Origin of the sequence: Corynebacterium jeddahense (assembly GCF_028609865.1) — a bacterium.
In the GTDB taxonomy this organism is placed as follows: domain Bacteria; phylum Actinomycetota; class Actinomycetes; order Mycobacteriales; family Mycobacteriaceae; genus Corynebacterium; species Corynebacterium jeddahense.
This window is the reverse complement of the sequence record NZ_CP063194.1, coordinates 234513-250574: the sequence shown is the minus strand read 5'-3', so window position 1 is coordinate 250574 and position 16062 is coordinate 234513. Positions and strand designations below refer to the sequence as shown.

Annotated in this window: 16 protein-coding genes; all 16 read right to left on the bottom strand. The window is 65.6% G+C overall.

What is annotated here, in order from left to right:
• Nucleotides 1–2: 2 nt before the first annotated feature.
• The 16 genes from CJEDD_RS01165 to CJEDD_RS01090 all read right to left on the bottom strand — a co-directional run bounded on the left by CJEDD_RS01165 (nucleotide 3) and on the right by CJEDD_RS01090 (nucleotide 15841).
• Entirely contained in the window at nucleotides 3–845 is an 843-nt protein-coding gene (locus CJEDD_RS01165; protein ID WP_042405691.1) for a hypothetical protein, read from the bottom strand.
• Entirely contained in the window at nucleotides 842–6160 is a 5319-nt protein-coding gene (locus CJEDD_RS01160) for a tape measure protein (protein ID WP_042405693.1), read from the bottom strand. The genes CJEDD_RS01165 and CJEDD_RS01160 overlap by 4 nt, the downstream gene beginning before the upstream one ends.
• Nucleotides 6161–6172: 12 nt before the next feature.
• Nucleotides 6173–6481: a hypothetical protein gene (locus tag CJEDD_RS01155; protein WP_042405695.1), complete on the bottom strand. Its 309-nt coding sequence runs from the start codon at nucleotides 6479–6481 to the stop codon at nucleotides 6173–6175.
• Between the two features lie 20 nt (nucleotides 6482–6501).
• Nucleotides 6502–6903: a hypothetical protein gene (locus CJEDD_RS01150; protein ID WP_042405696.1), complete on the bottom strand. Its 402-nt coding sequence runs from the start codon at nucleotides 6901–6903 to the stop codon at nucleotides 6502–6504.
• Nucleotides 6904–7007: 104 nt separating this feature from the next.
• The gene (locus CJEDD_RS01145) at nucleotides 7008–7919 is read right to left on the bottom strand and encodes an Ig domain-containing protein (RefSeq protein ID WP_042405698.1); all 912 of its coding nucleotides are present in this window, start codon (nucleotides 7917–7919) and stop codon (nucleotides 7008–7010) included.
• A 54-nt stretch (nucleotides 7920–7973) separates the two neighbouring features.
• Nucleotides 7974–8390, bottom strand: coding sequence for a hypothetical protein (locus CJEDD_RS01140; RefSeq protein ID WP_232297670.1), 417 nt, complete (start codon nucleotides 8388–8390; stop codon nucleotides 7974–7976).
• Nucleotides 8387–8659, bottom strand: coding sequence for a hypothetical protein (locus CJEDD_RS01135; RefSeq protein WP_042405700.1), 273 nt, complete (start codon nucleotides 8657–8659; stop codon nucleotides 8387–8389). Before CJEDD_RS01135 ends, CJEDD_RS01140 begins: the two co-directional genes overlap by 4 nt.
• Complete coding sequence (locus CJEDD_RS01130; protein WP_232297671.1) at nucleotides 8659–9042, bottom strand: hypothetical protein; 384 nt, start codon at nucleotides 9040–9042, stop codon at nucleotides 8659–8661. The genes CJEDD_RS01135 and CJEDD_RS01130 overlap by 1 nt, the downstream gene beginning before the upstream one ends.
• Complete coding sequence (locus tag CJEDD_RS01125; protein WP_052333726.1) at nucleotides 9039–9539, bottom strand: hypothetical protein; 501 nt, start codon at nucleotides 9537–9539, stop codon at nucleotides 9039–9041. The genes CJEDD_RS01130 and CJEDD_RS01125 overlap by 4 nt, the downstream gene beginning before the upstream one ends.
• Before the next feature lie 21 nt (nucleotides 9540–9560).
• Entirely contained in the window at nucleotides 9561–9740 is a 180-nt protein-coding gene (locus tag CJEDD_RS01120) for a hypothetical protein (RefSeq protein ID WP_042405702.1), read from the bottom strand.
• A gap of 3 nt (nucleotides 9741–9743) precedes the next feature.
• Complete coding sequence (locus CJEDD_RS01115; RefSeq protein WP_042405704.1) at nucleotides 9744–11000, bottom strand: phage major capsid protein; 1257 nt, start codon at nucleotides 10998–11000, stop codon at nucleotides 9744–9746.
• Nucleotides 10993–12120: an HK97 family phage prohead protease gene (locus tag CJEDD_RS01110; protein WP_042405706.1), complete on the bottom strand. Its 1128-nt coding sequence runs from the start codon at nucleotides 12118–12120 to the stop codon at nucleotides 10993–10995. The genes CJEDD_RS01115 and CJEDD_RS01110 overlap by 8 nt, the downstream gene beginning before the upstream one ends.
• Nucleotides 12117–13463 (bottom strand): phage portal protein, encoded by a 1347-nt coding sequence (locus tag CJEDD_RS01105; RefSeq protein ID WP_273657572.1) that lies wholly within the window; start codon nucleotides 13461–13463, stop codon nucleotides 12117–12119. Before CJEDD_RS01105 ends, CJEDD_RS01110 begins: the two co-directional genes overlap by 4 nt.
• Before the next feature lie 7 nt (nucleotides 13464–13470).
• The gene (locus CJEDD_RS01100; RefSeq protein WP_042405978.1) at nucleotides 13471–15090 is read right to left on the bottom strand and encodes a terminase large subunit; all 1620 of its coding nucleotides are present in this window, start codon (nucleotides 15088–15090) and stop codon (nucleotides 13471–13473) included.
• The gene (locus tag CJEDD_RS01095; RefSeq protein WP_042405976.1) at nucleotides 15080–15421 is read right to left on the bottom strand and encodes a terminase small subunit; all 342 of its coding nucleotides are present in this window, start codon (nucleotides 15419–15421) and stop codon (nucleotides 15080–15082) included. The genes CJEDD_RS01100 and CJEDD_RS01095 overlap by 11 nt, the downstream gene beginning before the upstream one ends.
• A 138-nt stretch (nucleotides 15422–15559) precedes the next feature.
• Nucleotides 15560–15841, bottom strand: a complete 282-nt coding sequence (locus tag CJEDD_RS01090; protein WP_042405981.1) for an HNH endonuclease — start codon at nucleotides 15839–15841, stop codon at nucleotides 15560–15562.
• Between the last annotated feature and the right edge of the window lie 221 nt (nucleotides 15842–16062).

Below are 16062 nucleotides of genomic sequence, written 5' to 3'. Positions count from 1 at the left end.
GATCACCTCCACGGGTGTAGGTAGCGAGGCGTGACACGCAGCGTGCAGCCCGACAGGTTCCAATACGACGCCTCGCGCGGCGTGAGCTCGACGCCGCGCATCTTCCCCTCGAGCACGGGCCAAAATTCGTACATCGTTGCCCCGCCAGGCTCCGTGGGCTGCCCCATCATCCCTGGCTCCATATTGAACCGGACCACGGACGGGAGACTGCCGGTGTACGACGACCGGGCGAACGACACCCGCCGGCCGTCGGGGAACGTCACGGCCAGGTCTTGGCTGGTGTCCCACTCCAGCGAGACGATGGGCGACAGCCCCGAGTCGGAGGTGTCGCGCACTTCCGCCGAGCCGGTGTAGGTGCGGGACTTGCCGAACCAGACGCCATCGAGGCACGACCACGAGACGTCGCACGGATAGGAGGGCCGGCCGCGCAGGTTGTTCGGCACGTCGGTCATGGACACGAGCCGGAAGCGGGCCCAGGCGTTCCCGCCGTCCGTCGCCGTCACCGTGCACACCGTGTCGACGAACGGGGACCAGGTGCGGCGCCACTGCCGGTCGATGTGCGCCAGCGGCACCCGCAGCGCGGGGTTGCCGACCACCACTTTCATGGTGCCGCCGAACGGCGGGAGCTTTTTGCCGACGACGCGCTCGCCGTACTTGTTCACGGTCGCCCGGCGCGTCAGGTCGGGCTTCACGCTGAACCCGTCCGTGCCACCTTGGAGCAGCATCACGGGCTGGTCGGCACGTTCCTGGCCGTGCGGCGTCGCAATGTTGAGCACCTGCTGGCCACTGGACAGGGTGATCTTGTAGTCCCCCTCCCACGAGTGGGTCAGCTGTGGGGTTGTCACATCGCACCTCCTCGGGTCACGGCCATCGGGCGCGGCCTACGCGGAGCCTTCAGCCCCAGAATCTCCTCCGTGTGCAGGTCGATCTGTTCCTCCGCCTCGTCGAGGCGGCGGCGCATGACCTCCTGGCCGTCGATGTTGATCACCACGGTCGAACCGGCGCGCTGGACAACGTTTTCCAGGCCGTCGAGTGCCTGGAATGTGTCGCCCACGGCGTCAAGGGCTGCCCCGGCAGCTCGTTCATTGCCACCGAGATAGCGCGCCGTGCCAGCGAGACCGAAGTCATCGCCGTAGCGCGCCGCTTCCATCTCTTCGGCGGTGAGACCTGCCCACGACAATTCGTCGAGTAGACGCGCGGCCGCGGACTCGTTGCCGCCGAGGTAACGCGCAGTCGCGGCAAGACCAAAGTCTTCACCGCGCCACGCCGCCTTCAATTCGTCGACTGCAGTGCCTAGCCAGGCGGCTTCATCAACGAGCGCCCGACCTGTTTCCTCGCCCAGCAAGTGGGCAGCGGAGGCATAGCCGAAGTCTCCACCAGCAAACGCCTCTTCTAATTCGGCAACGAGACCGCCAGTCCAGAACGCCCCATCAGCGAGACGGTAGCCGACCTCATCGCCGAAGAGCTCGGCGAGGGCACCGTACCCGGCATCACCGCCGGCATAGGACTCACGGAGTTCACCGCGAGCAGTGTCCACCGTGCCCATGAAGGCAGGCAGAAGACCGACGAACCGCTCAAATAGTGGGGTCATCTGCGGGGACAGAACACGCTCAGGTTGGATCGTCGCCTTCGGCAAGAATCCGATCCCTCGTGCGAGTCCACCCCGGTCGAACACACCGGTCGAGGAGAGCAGTCGCTCCGCCTCGGCCATCTGCTGCCCGTACCGGTCGGGGAACGCCGACACCTGCACCTTCTGCGCCGCCGCCCCCGGGTCCATCTGGTGGTAGTCGAACCCTTGTAGCTTGGCGAAGAACATCTTCGCCGACGACGCCGGTGTCATCCGGTCGGCCACCGTGCCCCACGCGCCGTTGTTGCGCTGTTGGAACAGGCCGACACTGTCGTAGTCCGAGCCGAGTGCGTCGTGCCGGAACGACAGCGACTCCGGCACCGCCTGGTTCGCGTACATCTGCATTGGGTTACCCGACTCCACGAGCGCGGTCGCGATGCCGATCTTCGCGGCGAGCCGGTCAAGGCCCATCGTTTTCGCCTGCTGGGCGATCTCGTGGGCGAAGAACCCCGGCCCCCACTCGGGCACCTTCGGCTGCTCGATGACATCCTGGGTGGACGCGTGCGACATTTGCGGGTCGCGCGCGAGCTCCGCACCGGTCATGGTCGTGACCGCTTCGTCGTGAACCTGTACGGCATGCTGGCCGGCGACGTTCGTCGACGGGTTACCCACCGCTGCGTGTTGGTCAAGATCTTTCACGCCGAGGAGTTCGTCCATCGGCGTGAACAAGACCTTGCGCGTCAGCTTCGGGTCGACACCGAAGAAGTCCGCCACCGCGTCGAACCCGATCTGGGCCACACTGCGGTTGCCCATCTCCTTGGCGAACGTGGTGGCGAATGCCTCGTACGGGGTGAGCTCGCGCTGCTGGGCCGCCGCGGTCGACCCCATGCTCGTCGTATCCATCGTGTCCACGGCGGTGACGACGACCTGCCGCTCGCTCGTCGACAAGTCCTTCAGCCCCGTGACTTCCGGGTCCACCCACTTCTGCTCCTGCATCGGCAGGTAGAAGAACGTGTCGAAGTAGCTATCCCACGCCCCGGCGCCTGTGTTGTAGTGCCCCTCGGACGGGTAGCCGCCCATCTCGATGTTCACACCGTTCGGCAGCGTGGCCGCAGTGTGCCCACCGCCCGGACCGCCGTCCTTGAACCCAATGCGGAAATCGCCGGCGCCGCCGCGGCCACGGAGGAACCCGTGGGAGGACAGCCACGCCGCCTCGTCGCCTGTGAAAAACAGGCGAGGGAACGGATCAAGGCCAACCGCGAGACCAGCGCCGGCGGAGACCGTGCCTGAACAATCGCCCCAATTCGACCCGCCAAACACATAGGGCGCTGACTGCAGCGGACGCGACGCTTTATGCCCATTGACCGCGCCACCCTTGTAGAACAGGTCAAGGTCGTCGCCGGTGATACCACCGTTAGCGAACACGCCCACCGTCTGCGGCCCGAGATCACCCCGATACGTAGAACGGTACGGCGCACCCGTGGCCACGTCGACGAGCGCGTAGCCGAACGTGCCCGCCACCTGATCCAGAATCGCGGTAGAGCGCTCGCGTTTCCCCACGGCCAACGGGATGAATGCTTCGCCGCCAGTTTCGTCTTCCGCCCACTGGACGAGGCCACGCTTGCCGTGCGGCCGCTCAATCACCGCGCGCGTCGGCAAGTGGCCGCCGTTCGCGTAGGCCTCCGCCGCGGCGATACCGCCGGCAACGTACTGAGAGTACGAGCCGTTCGCGTGGCCGAAGCCGAAGCTGATGGACCCGATGGAGTTTCGGATGCGCCCCGGCAGGCTCGCCAGCCAGCCGGTGACGTTGTCCCACATGCGCTGCATGCCCGACCACAGGCCGGAGATCACGTTCATGCCGGCGGACACGAGCCACGACCCGGCGTCCGCGAACACGCCCTTGATTTTGCCGGGGATCTCCGTGATGTTCGTGACCATCTCGGAGATCTTGGCCTGCACCTGGACCACCACGTTGGCCACGGTGGTCTGGAACGACACCCACGCGTCCGAGATAAGCGACACGAGGTTACGGAAGTAGTCCAGCGCGACGTTGATGGGGCCCATCACGATTTCGTGCAGGTGAGTACCCATCGACTCGAACCTGTTACCGATGTTGGTGAAGTTTCCGGTCAGGATGTCAGCCAGCAGGCCGGCACCGTCGCGGAACAGGCCCCACACCGGTTCGATGATGTTGACCCAGACGGACTGAATCATCTGTCCGACGAACTGGAAGCCCAGTTTGATGAGGTCGAACGCGCCAGATGCGATCGTCGCCATCACCTGCGCGCCCGCCTGGATCATGGTCCATGCGGGCATGATGAGCGCCGAGGTGACCCCGGAGATGATGGATCCGACTTGCTGGAACACGCCGCCGATGAAGCCGGCGACCTGGCCCAGCATGCCCATGAACACCTGGATGTTCGCCACACCTAGCTGCCAGATGGAGCGGAAGAACTCCACCTGGGGTTGCACCCAGGTCTGGTAGAACTTGCCGACGCCGACGCCGAACTCGGTGAGCTTGCCGTCAATCCAGTCGAACGCCGACCCTACGGCCTCGCGTACCGGGGCGAGCTTCTCCCCGATCCAGGTGAAGGCGTCGCCGACGGCGGTGCCGAGGTCGACGAAGGCGGGAACGAGGGCGCCGGTGACCCATTCGCCCCCGGCGCGCAGTCCGTCCATGAAGCCTTGCCAGATTTTCTGGCCGGTCTCGGTCTTGGTGAAGAACAACGACAGGCCGGTGGCCGCAGCCGTCAGGCCAGCGACCCACAGGCCGATTGGCGATGCCAGGAACCCAAGGTTGAGCTTCCCGAGTAGTTCGGCTCCGGTCTCGGCGGCCTTGATGGTCTTTGTGATCTCGCCGGCGATGCCGACGGCCTTCACCGCCGCCGCACCAGCAGCCAGCGACGACACCGCCGTCGCCATGCCCGCCAGCAAAGCCGGATGGTCACCCAGCCAGGTAAACCCGTTCTTGATGCCCTCGGCGAACCCCTGGATGGCGGGCCGGGCGTCCTTGAGTTTCTGGGTGAGCAGTTCCACCCCGCGGGTAGCCGGGTCGATGAACGGTCCGATAAACTCCGCAGCCGCCGACGACACGGCGGTACGGAAGTTCCCCATTTTCGCGGGCAGGGTCTCACCCATTTCCTTGGCGAGGTCGCCGGTTTTCGCGTTGATGGCGTCGACCACCTGCTCGTAGGTGATCTTGCCTTCCTCGCCGAGCTTCTTGACTTCCTCGAAGCTCATGCCGAGCGACTCCGCGAGGTAACCATAGATGTTCACACCTCGCTGCTGCAGCTGCATCGCGTCGCCACCCATCAGGCGACCCGCAGCCTTAATCTGCATCAGCACCAGACCGACGTCCTCGGCAGAACCGCCGGCGATGGCAGAGATGTTCGTCAGCGCCTTAATCGAGTCGTTGAGAGGCTTGCCAGCTTCGACACCGGCCTGCATCAGCATGGACGCGGTCCCCGCGGCGTCCGCGAGGGAGACGCTGGTGCCGGTGACGAGGTCGTTGAGGTCGTCCATCGTTGCCCCGGCCTGCTCTGCGGACAACCCCACGTTGCGGAACATGATGTCCGCGCGCTGCAGGTTATTCAAGCGTTCGAAGCCGCCGGAGAGCGCCTGCGTCGCACCGGACACGCCAAGGAACGCGCCGCCGGCCACCGCGGCCTTCTTCGCGAACCCGCCGAGGGAGGAGATGAACCCGCTACCGGAGCGAGACGCCCCTTCCATGTCCGAGCCGAGCCCGCGGATCTTCCCGCGCGCCGTCTCCGCTTCATCCCCCGCGCGCCGCTCTGCGGCCGCGACGTCTTGCTGGGTGGCCTTGTGGGTACGAGACTTCGCGGCGACCATGTCAGTCGCCGACGCGAGCTCCGCGCGCCGCTTCGCGACGTTGCCCGTCGCCGCCGCCACTCGCTTATCTGCAGCCGCGGCCTCGTTCTTCGCCGTCTCGAGCTGCTTCTCAGCCCGCGCCGTCTCCTTCGTGTTCGCACCATACCGGTCACGCACGTTGATCAGGTTCAGCTCGGCGTCAGCGACAGCCTGATTCTTCGCCTGCTGCTGGTCTTTCGCCTCACCCAAACGAAGCTCGGCAGTGTGCAGCTTATCGGTGGCGGTTTGCGCCTGCGTCTTCGCCTTCGCGAGGTTGTCCTCCGACCGGGCCAGCGCAGACGACGACGCCTCACCCCCGGCGCGCACAGACTCGAGGTCACCCTCGGTGCGAGCCAGTGTGCGAGTGGCGTCCTGGTGCTGGTTCTTCGCGGTGGTCAGCTTCTGCTCCGCCGCGGCGATCTGCGACGCGGAGGCGTCAGACCGCGAGCGGATTGCTTGTAACTCTTGCTCGGCAGCGGTCACGTCGGCGGACGCCTTGGCTTCCACCTTGCGCGCGTTCGCTACCTTCGCCGTGACCTGCTCGATCTTCGCAGCCTGGGAAGACAGGCCAGATGCAAGCGCCTGGCCGGCGTCCTTGCCGGCCTTTCCCATCTCACTGGTGACCTTCGCCCCCGCCTGCTGCGCGGCACCGGACGCCTCCTTGACAAGGGTCCCAATGAACCCTTTCATCTCGGCGTTGACGGGTACCCATACTGCGTTCGACATGGCTGGTCCTCCTTAGAGTGAATCGAGGTAGTTCAGGACTTCCTCCGGCGTGTGGTCGCCGAAGGAGCCGTAGGCATTCGGGTTGTCGGGCTTCTTCCACGGGAATTGCGGCATCTTGTCGAAGATGTTCTGGTCTTTGCCGGCCATGCCCTGGGCGATGGCGGCGAGTGCCCAGAGGGAGCGCCACCCGATGGCGTCAGCGGTGGAGAACGGTTGCCCGTCCGTGGTGTGCCAGCGGGCGGGCGAGTTGTCCGGCAGGTACTCGATCAGCACGCGGAGCTTGCGGAGGGTGATCTCGCCGCGCCAGTACGCGGCGAGCACATCCCACCCGTAGGCCTGCTCTAGTGCTGCTTCCGCCGCTTCCGCGCCGCCGCACGCCGCGAGGAGCGATTGCGCATCGTAGGGTTTCCCTCCGCATCCGAAGCGCGGGCGGTGCGCATGTGCTCGCGCAGCACCAGGAAGAAGAAGCTGGACGAGCCGGTCTTCTTGATGGTCTTTCCGTCCTCTGCCGGGATTTCGACCTCGGTCAGGAGGAATTCGTCGTATTCTTCGTCGCCCATGTACCAAGCGGCAATGTCGGCGTCGTAGTCAATGAGTTCCAGTTCGTCCTTTTCCTCGTCCGTGAGCATGAGGGGGTCGCGGAAGGAGAAGGTCTTGTTGCCGAACTCGAAGGGGATGCGGTCGCCGGCGATGCCGGTGGCTTCGCTGCGCTGTTCGACGATCTCGTTGAAGTTGATAGTCATGGGGGCTGGCTCCTTTTCAAAAGCTTGAGGGCAGGCTCTTTGGTGCGGGCGTGTAGGCAGGGGTGCGGGCGAGCCTGCCCGGTGCTTCCCGCACCCCACCCCTACTAGCGGTCGGTGACGGTCATAGTGAACTGGCGGCTGGCCACCAGGCCCGCGGCGTCAGTCACCTTGACGGTGAACGTGGTCGTGCCTGACTCGGTTGCGGTGCCCTTGATCTCGCCGGACTTGTCGTCGAGCGTCACACCCTTCGGCAGGGCGCCGTTGGAGACCTCGTAGGTGTAGGGCGACGTGCCGCCGTTGGCGGTGATCTTCTTGGACACGGCGGGCTTCGAGGAGCCGAGAGTCGCTGCGGTGGCGATGGTTAGCGGGCGCACGCCGTCAGTGGTGGAGGACGTGGCGTCCTTGCCCTTGGCCCACGCGTCGTTGAACTGCCAGTGCGCCGTCCGGCCCACTGCCGCAGAGTCGACGTCTTCGTACTCGGCGCCGGCGGGGAATGCGGTGATGGTCTGCTCCAGGCCGAAGATCTGGTCCTTCTTGAACACCATCGCGCCACGAGCGGTGAGCTGGGCGTTGAACACCGTCAGGCGCATCGCCGTATCGCCGTCGACTACGTCGAACACCTGCTGCTCGTACGGGAACACCGGCAGTGCGTCCTCGTAGAAGCTCGCGGTGCCGTTGTTGTCGAAGACGATGTCGTCCTCGCGCACGCCGAGGTGGTCGGCGATGTTCTTGAGGTCGGTCTCCCAGAGGGTGTACTTGATCGACTTCACGGACTTCGTGATGTCGGTTCGGATTGCTGAGACCTCCTGCCACGGGATGTACTCCTGCTTCTCCTCGTCGAAGGAGATTTCCAGGCCGTCCGGGGACGTGTAGCCCTTGTTGGTGTGGGTCTCGGTGTCGAACTTGATGCCCAGCGGGATAACCGGGGTGCCGAGTGCGGCTCGGCGGATAGCTCCGGTCATGCCGACGCGGGCGGCGCGGGCGTTGAAGCCCTGCAGAGTGGACTGCTTAGCCATGATTCCTCCTAGGAACGTAGGTAAAGCCCCACCGGACGGCAGGGCTGGAACGGGTTAGTGGGGTGCGACGCCAAGGTCGGCGACAACCCCGAGGACTTTCACATACGGGTTCAGCTCCTCGCGGGTTGCGAGGCGCGGGCAATCGACGTGTTTGACGCCAGTGCCCTCGATGTAGGGCAGCTGGTGAAGCGCTTGCCGCACTTTCACGCCGATTTTGGTGGCCTCCGCCCGCGACGGGGCGAACACCTCCACGTCGAGAGGCACCGCATCGAGCAGCGACGGGCTATCCCGGCCGCCCCATGGCACGGTTTCCTCTCCTGGCAGCAGATCAATTACCACCGCCGGCAAGCTCTCGGTGAGCCTGTCGGCCTCCGGGAGCCGGTCAGCCACCCACACACCGTCCGGCAGCACGTCGCGGACCGCGTCGAGCGCGATCTTGAGGATGTCCACCTCTTGAAGCTCGTCAATCACCGCAGACTCCTTCCTGCCCGGCGCGCTATGCGGCCTGCTTTTCTGGCGTCTTCGGGTCTTGCGACGCTTCCGACGACGTTGAACGCGGCGCGTCCGCTGGATGTCGGGTGCGGTTCGATCTTCACTGCGGCGTCGATGCTGGCGCGGGCGAGTTCGCGGCGGGTGAGTGCTGCGATTCTGGTCGCTTTTTCCTGGACTTTGGCCTGGACTCTGTCGGATCCCATGACTTGCATGAAGATCGCGTCGTTGTCGATGTCGATTCGGACCACTAACGCCTCCTGTTTGATTCTCGGCCGGCGCCGCGAATGACTTCGAGGTCGAACTCGGAGTGCGGCAGGATGGCTGTCCGCCAGTGCAGCGGGCGCGCGACTGCCCAGAGGACCTCTCCCCAGGTGTCGACGCGGATGCGGTCGGTTGGTTGGAGCTGCTCGATCAGGTGCGGCGGTTCGGTGAAGACCCGCCAGTGGTCGGTCACGAGGTGCGAGCGTCCGTCAGTGTCTTCGGTTGAGGTCACCGGCTGGACTGATACCGGGTGCGGGTAAGGGATTTCCTCTGCCTGTTCCCAGTCCTCGACCAGGCCGCCGTATTCGCCGGGGACCATGCGGGCGCGGATGATGGTGATCCGCTCGGTGAAGATCAGCGAAGCCATCATGGCATCGGCCCTAGCTTGTAGCGGTCGAGCAGACGCCATTCAGAGGACTGCGGCGTCATTGCGCCCGGCGCGCCGACCGAGATTCCGCCGACTGTCATGTTGGTTCCGGGTTGGGTGGCGCGGGCGGCCATGTGCATGGCCACGCCCGCGAGGGGGGTTGTGTCGAATCCGTGGGTGATGGTCGCTTTGGCGCGGCGGAATCCCCTGCCGCTGCGCCGTTTGAGGCGGATCATTCCGGATTCTGACCACTCGATGGTGTCCAGGTCCACCGGGGTGCCGTCGAGGGCGAGTGCGTGGACTTGGAGGAGCCGCAGTGTGGGCAGGAAGATGACGTTGTCTCCGGCGGTGTCGACGGTTATGGTCTCCTGCCGCACGGGCCAAATGTGCCAGCCCGCCAGGTCTCGCAGCGTTTCGACGGCAAGGTCGATGTCTGCTTGCGTGACCGGGACGGCGGCTGACGGGTTGGGGGCCAGCCCATGGTCCGGGGTGGTGTTCATGGTGTGGTCCCTCCTTGGCTGTTACTGCGACGGGGTGCGCTTGCGGGGCCGACGCTCCTTGTCGGGGGATTCCTTGGTCTCCGGCAGACCCGTGGCGACGCGCACAGCGCCCGGGTAGCGGGTGGCTGCGGTCTCCTCCGTGAGCCGGATCGTGAGCGGGCCCTGGTCGGTGTTGACCCGGTAGGGGTAGAGCCGGCTCATGGGTTACGCACCTGCCCCAGGCGTGCCAAGGGTGCCGGTGACGAACGCTGCCGGCAGCGGAACCATCAGGCCGACACGCTCTTCGGCGCGCAGCGTGATCAAGTTCTCCTCGAAATCCCGCTCGTTCTGGTTGGCCGCGTCGACGCGGACACCGCCCTTGCGCAGCACGGTCGCGCCTTGGCGGAAGTTGCCCACCACGTAGGTGCCCTCCGGCACCGCAGCGTTGGTGGTGACGGTCTTCAACCCCCAGACGGGCGGGTTGATCAGGACGCCGCCGTTGCCGTACTGGCCAGTGAACGGGCCTCCGGCGAGGAACTGGCCGTTCGCATCCTGGGCGAGGCGCATGCGACCGTAGTCGAGCTCGTTGAGCACCAGCGCGTCAGCGGAGAGGTTCGTGGCGCGGCCCGGCAGGCGGGACGCCTCGTACAGGCCCTTGAGCTGCTCGATGGGGTCGGTGGCGTCGATGTTGAATTCCTGAATGCCCTCGCGGTTGAGCAGACCGCGCAGGTTGGAGCCCTGGCCGTCGCCCTGCATGAGCTGGAACTCTTCCGCGACGGAGAGGTCGTAGACGAGCTGGTTGTTAATCCAGTCGACGATGAAGCCGTAGTCTGCCGCCATCTCGTCGGAGACCTTGGTCAGGGCCGCGATCTTGGACAGAGACTCGGTGACAACGTCGAAGGAGTCGTAGCGGATGTAGGGCTTCTGCGCACCCTCGGCGACGGTGGCGAACGCACCCTCGACGATGCGCTTCGCCTTCTCGACGAGGTACTTGATTACCGGCTGGGAGACGGAGGCGGACCCCATGAGGTCTGCGACAACAAGCTGCTCGCGGCGCTGGTTGACGATGGAGCGCTGAAAAGTGGTGCCCCACCCCGCCAGCGGAGCGTCGTCGACGGGACGGACCATCGGGTCGTTGGCGGCCTTGACTTCGAACTCCGGCACGGCGAAGTCCAGGCGCTCGCCGTTCTTCTGGCGCTTGACCATGTCCAGGCCGTGCTTGGCGAAGTGGTGGCCGATCGTGTGCGGCTCTGCCGACTTCTGGCCGGGGGCGGCCTCGAACGTAGCGCCGGAGAGAAGCTTCTCCGCGTTGACCGTGACCTCGGCGGCGCGCAGCTCGGCGTCGATCTCGTCGACGGTGTTAATCGCGGACTCAAGGTCGCCGCGGAGGTTGTCGTCGGTCGGGTTGGCCTTGTAGTTAGCAAGTGCGGAGCGGACGGCGTCCATCGCCGTCGCACGCTTTTCCATGAGGGTCTTAGACATAGTGCTTCCTTTCGAGGAATTTGACGGTTGCTTCGAAGACGGCGACGTCGCCGTCTTTGGCGTGGTTTGGCTCCGGGGGGGCCTCCGCGCCGTTTTCCGCGGCGGGGTCCAGGAGCGCGGCGATGGAGCCCGCGTGCTTGGCCACGGACTCGGCAACTGCTGGGTTAGCCTGCTTCGCAGCGGTCACCAGCGCTTCGGTTGCCTGCTTGACGGTGAGAATTTCGGCCTGCGGATTCGCGCCGACAGGAACGACCGAGACTTCGAAGAGCTTCACGCGCTTGATCTCGTAAATTTCCTCGCCGTCGATCTCGGCCCAGCTGCCGTCAAGGACGTTGAACGCGAACGACATCTCGTTGAGCCGCTTTGCTTTCATCAGCCGGTAGACCTGGGCAGCTTTCGGGTTGTCCAGATCAAGCCTCGCCTTCACCCGGAGCCCGTGGCCGTCCTCAACGATCTCCTCCACGGCCCCGATGTTCGAGAACGGGTCGCTGAAATCGTGGCCGTAGAGCACCGGAATCACCCGGCCGCGCTCCTGGAAGTCATTGATGGTCTCGGCGAACGCGCCCGGTCGAATCACGTCTCCGTAGGTGTCGGTGTTGTTGAACACGCTGGCGTAGCCCTCGAAGGTGCCGGCATCTGCGATGTCGACGTCGTCGGGGGTTGCCTTGAGCCCAACAGTGATGGTCTTGGTCTTCACGTTGTCTCCTTTCTCCCCCGGTATCTCCGGCGGGTTGAGGTACCACTGCTTGATCCGCTCCACCGTCGAATCAGGCCGCCCGGCGCGGATCGCCCGGGCAATGCACTCCTCCTCGCCCGAGTCGATGACGTGGAACTGCGCGCCTTGGGCTGCGAGTGCGGCAATGAGGGTGTCGGGTGGGCGGGAGTTGATTAGCCAGAACTCTTCGACCGGGGCTTCGACGTCGAGGAGCCACCCGGTGAGCCCTCGGCGCATAGCAAGTACCGCGTCGAGCACGGTGCCCGGCGCGGTGTCTGCCACTGGTTGTGCGGCGATGGTGGACGCGACCTGTTCGAGGTCGAAACGGGCCACGCCCGGCGCGGCGGTGGTCTCGACGAAGGTGGTCTTGCCGGAGCAAGGCGGGCCCATTACTACGTGGATCATGGCGGGTCACCTCCCGGCGCGGGGTTGAGTGCCGGCGGCGGGTCTTGCGGCTCGCCTTGGTCGGCGGTGGCGGTGGTGACGTTGAGCGGTCGAATGAGGTCGTCTCCGCCTTCGAGGGCTGGGAGGTTGCGCATGGCGCGAACCTCGTTGATGGTCATCCACGGGCCGCCGGCGGCGGCAGTCTGCATAGCTGCCTGTTCTTCGAAGTTGCCGCGCAGTTTCTCTTCGAGGTTGAACTCGACGTAGTAGCGGGTCTCGTCGACCTTGAGCATGGGCAGGACAAAGGAGTTGATGGTGCCCTCGATCTGCTTGATCAGCGGGCCAAGGCTGTCGACGTAGAGGCTTTGGCGGAAGGCCTGGACGTTGGAGTAGTTGGCGTTGTCCAGCAGGCCGACCATGGTGGGGTTGACGTGGTAGACCTGCGCGACGGTGGAGAGCGATAGCTTGGTCATCTCCGGTAGTTGCTCGTCTTTGGCGTTGAGGTGCTGCGGCTCGAACTTCATGCCGTCTTCCAGGACCATGGTGCCGCCGGCGTTGGAGCCGCCGGCGCTGTATTGCGCCGCGAGCGACGCCTTGAAGCGGCGACGGCCCTCCGGCGACCATTTCCCGACGTCCTTCTCCGGGGGGCGGGTGATGACCCCGCCGAGGCGCGGGCCGTTGCGCCACAGCTCCGAGCGGTAGGACGCGGCCTGCAGCTGCTCGCGGAGGGTCTCCTTAAGGGAGTCGACCGGAGAGACGCCGATTTCCTCGTACTCCGGGTTGTAGCCGTGGACGTGGATCAGCTTCTCGCCGCTGTACTCGCGGACGTAGCCGCGGTTGTCGCGGATGCGGATCGCTTTGAGTGTCCACGGGTCTTTCCACTTGCGGCCGATGATCCAGGACACCGGGATGCGGACTATCTCCGGCAGCTTGTCGGGTGCCTCGTCGATCGCCCACATGAACTCGTCGAAAAGCAGGTAATCCAGGATGGACGCGCGCAGCAGGTCCTGCATGAGCTGGTGCTTGTTGGGCTTTTGCATCAACTGCGGCACAAGGCCCGGGCGGTCGGCGTAAAGCGAATCGTCGCCGGTCTCGTCGCCGATGCGGACGCGCTCGCGGCCGCCGTCCGGCTTGTGTTCGAAGGTGTGCAGCGATACCGCGGCGATCTGCTCGGCGATGAAGGTCACCACCGTGCGCAGGTGCGGCTGCTGGGCGTAGAGCTCCGCGGCGCCGAGCTTGTCCACGTCCCGGGCGAGAGCGGTGAAGATTGGGGCGGAGAACATGTACTCGTCGTCGGAGTTGGCCACGATGGCCGCGGTCTCTTCGAGACGCCCGAATAGCCTGCTGAAGATACCCACGGGCATCACCTCCTTAGACGAACATCAGTCCGCCGTCGTCAAAGTCCTCATCGTCTTGTGGCTCGTCGATTTCGAACTCCTGCGCGGGAGCGTCATAGTTTTCATCGTCGTATGCCGAGGTCACTGTCGTTTCGTGCCTGGTGGCCATCCACCACGCGATATTCGCGGCCACGGTCGGCGCCGCGTCGGTCGCTGACTTCTCGCGATCCCAGATGAAAATGTCGCCGCGGCGCTTCTCCACCGCTCCTTCCACCGACACCGTCAGCACCGGCTGGTCGCGGTGGCGGATACCGCGGTTTTTGATCTCCGTGACAAAGCCGAGCACCGACGCCGACATGTCCGTGCCCTGCCACTCCGCGACCTCGATGCCGGCCTCCTGCAGGAGGGGCAGCAGCGCCGCCGAGGCGGAGCCGCGAACCTGCATGCCCACCGTCCCGGAGAACCACCCTCGGCCCTTGCGCGCCGCGAGCCACGCGGGTACCCACCGGTACCCGGCGCGGCTGGCCACGATCTCGACGTGCCACAGGCCGTCCTCACGCTGCGATGCGATGGCCACATGCGCCCAACGGCCGTCCAAGGCCACGTCGACGCCCACGAACACCTCCGCGCCCGGCGCGCGCGCCGAGGTGGGGTCTGTGAGCGATTCCCAGAGCTTGAGGGAAATCTTTCCCGGGGTGAGCACGTCTTGCCATTGACACAGGCACTCGGCGCGGAAACCGGCCTCGTTGTCACCGGCGACCGCGTCCTTGGCCTCCGCCATGATCGAATCGGCGGTGAGATTCGAGTAGCCCATCGAGGGGTTCGCCTGAGCGTGCGCGTCCGGGTCGAGGACGTCAGCGTCCGGGTGGGCCGAGTACGAGAAGAACGCCGTGCGGCTCGCGTCCGACGTCCCATCGTCAATCTGCTTGATGGCCGATTCCCGGAGGGAGCGGAGCACGACCGAGCGAAGGTCTCCGGCGTTGGACAAGCCCCACGTCTGCGACTGCGGCCGGTTACGCGAGGTCGGCACGATGGCGTTCCACGCTTCCCAATCCAGGTGCTCGCGCAGCTCGTCGAGCAGCGCCAGGTCTGCCGACTTCGAGCGGCCGCCCTTACGCGAGGTCACCGCCAGCGACCAGATCGGCATCTTGCCTGCCAGGTCGAGCGCTTCCGGCCGGGGTGCGAGCGCGAGCTCCATTGCCGGCTTGCCGTTGGCGCGGGAGCGGTACGCGCCGTTGTAGGCATCGTCCTCCTCGTCCGCGCGCGGGTTGTCCGGCAAGAAGTAGCGCAACACCGGGTTCCACGCCGCGATCGCGAACGCCTCGTCGAGCGTGTCCTCGGCGTCACCGAGCGACTGCGCGGCCGAGATGATGCGCGACGCGCCGAACTGGAACATCCGCCACAGGCCGAGCACCACCATCAGCAGCGTCTTGCCGTTCTGGCGGGCGACCTCGACGATGACGACCTTGACCCGGAACTCCCCGTTCGGCAGCAGTTCAAGTCCGTGGATCAGCACCCACTTCTGCCACGGGTACAGCTCAATACCGAGCAGCTCGGCGAACTCGATAACTTCGAATCCCTTCGAGGTCTCTGGGGTGAGTTCCCGCAGTGGCGGGGTATAGAAACGCGGCTCGGTATAGCCCTTACGCCCCATTCTCCTGGGCAGTCTCTCGGCTCATGCGGCGCATGATGTCGATGACGTCCGGGCTGGTCGTGCCGCCCTTCTTCGTCCCGGCAGTCTCCGGTGCCTCGGTCGGAGCGATGCCGAGCAACTTCATCACGCCCAGCAGGTGCGGGCCCAGGTACAGCGACTTCGTCGCCGTCTCCGTGTCCGTCGAGCGCGACTCGTCGATGTTCTCCGCGTACGCCCGGCCGAGAGCGACGACGCCGCCGTACTCGGCGGGCGGTTGCTCCTCCAGCGCCGCAAGCGAATCAAGAAACGCCTGCTCTAGCTCGCCCACAGGGCGCCCGGAAACTTTGTCCACGGTCAACCTCCATTTCCACAGCTCGACCCCGCTACTGGCCTCGGCCCTAGGGGGGATACCTCGCGGGGAGAGAGGCCACCTCACCCGCCCGGAGGCGGCCAGGCACGAACGCCAGCGATCTCAAGGCCCCTCCCCCCTTCACCACTGCTCCGAGCACGAACCGAGGTCCGGCGGCGGAGCACCATCTTTGCGCGACCGGTTGCACGACGCGTGCGACGGCCGCCAATTCTCCGGGTCATCTTCCAGCTCCGGGTGCGTCGAGCGCGGCAAGACGTGATCCGGCTCGAATGCGTTCACCGACTGCGGCGCCGCGGCGTAGTCAATCGGCTGCCGACAAAGCCAGCACACCGACTGCAGCGCCTCGTGTTCCTCCCGGAACTGCTTGCGCCGCTCCTTCGTCGCCCGATCATTCCACGCCAAAGGCTCACCTCCCGCGGACACGACAAAGGCCCCGGAACATGTCACCGGGGCCATAGCTCTTTCGAGCGTCAGCTTACAACGCTAGGTGGGCCACCACTGAATCGGCGACGTTTCGCCAGTTCAATAGCGTCAGCCAAGCGCACCACACGCCGCCCATCATCAAGCATGCGGCACTCAAGATCGCCGGCATCAATCCACCGCCGAAGCGACGCCCGACTCGC

Coding starts and splice junctions, on each gene's coding strand:
- CJEDD_RS01160 (WP_042405693.1), bottom strand. CDS start 6,160: ATGTCGAACGCAGTATGGGTACCCGTCAACGCCGAGATGAAAGGGTTC.
- CJEDD_RS01150 (WP_042405696.1), bottom strand. CDS start 6,903: ATGACTATCAACTTCAACGAGATCGTCGAACAGCGCAGCGAAGCCACC.
- CJEDD_RS01145 (WP_042405698.1), bottom strand. CDS start 7,919: ATGGCTAAGCAGTCCACTCTGCAGGGCTTCAACGCCCGCGCCGCCCGC.
- CJEDD_RS01130 (WP_232297671.1), bottom strand. CDS start 9,042: ATGATGGCTTCGCTGATCTTCACCGAGCGGATCACCATCATCCGCGCC.
- CJEDD_RS01125 (WP_052333726.1), bottom strand. CDS start 9,539: ATGAACACCACCCCGGACCATGGGCTGGCCCCCAACCCGTCAGCCGCC.
- CJEDD_RS01120 (WP_042405702.1), bottom strand. CDS start 9,740: ATGAGCCGGCTCTACCCCTACCGGGTCAACACCGACCAGGGCCCGCTC.
- CJEDD_RS01115 (WP_042405704.1), bottom strand. CDS start 11,000: ATGTCTAAGACCCTCATGGAAAAGCGTGCGACGGCGATGGACGCCGTC.
- CJEDD_RS01110 (WP_042405706.1), bottom strand. CDS start 12,120: ATGATCCACGTAGTAATGGGCCCGCCTTGCTCCGGCAAGACCACCTTC.
- CJEDD_RS01105 (WP_273657572.1), bottom strand. CDS start 13,463: ATGCCCGTGGGTATCTTCAGCAGGCTATTCGGGCGTCTCGAAGAGACC.
- CJEDD_RS01100 (WP_042405978.1), bottom strand. CDS start 15,090: ATGGGGCGTAAGGGCTATACCGAGCCGCGTTTCTATACCCCGCCACTG.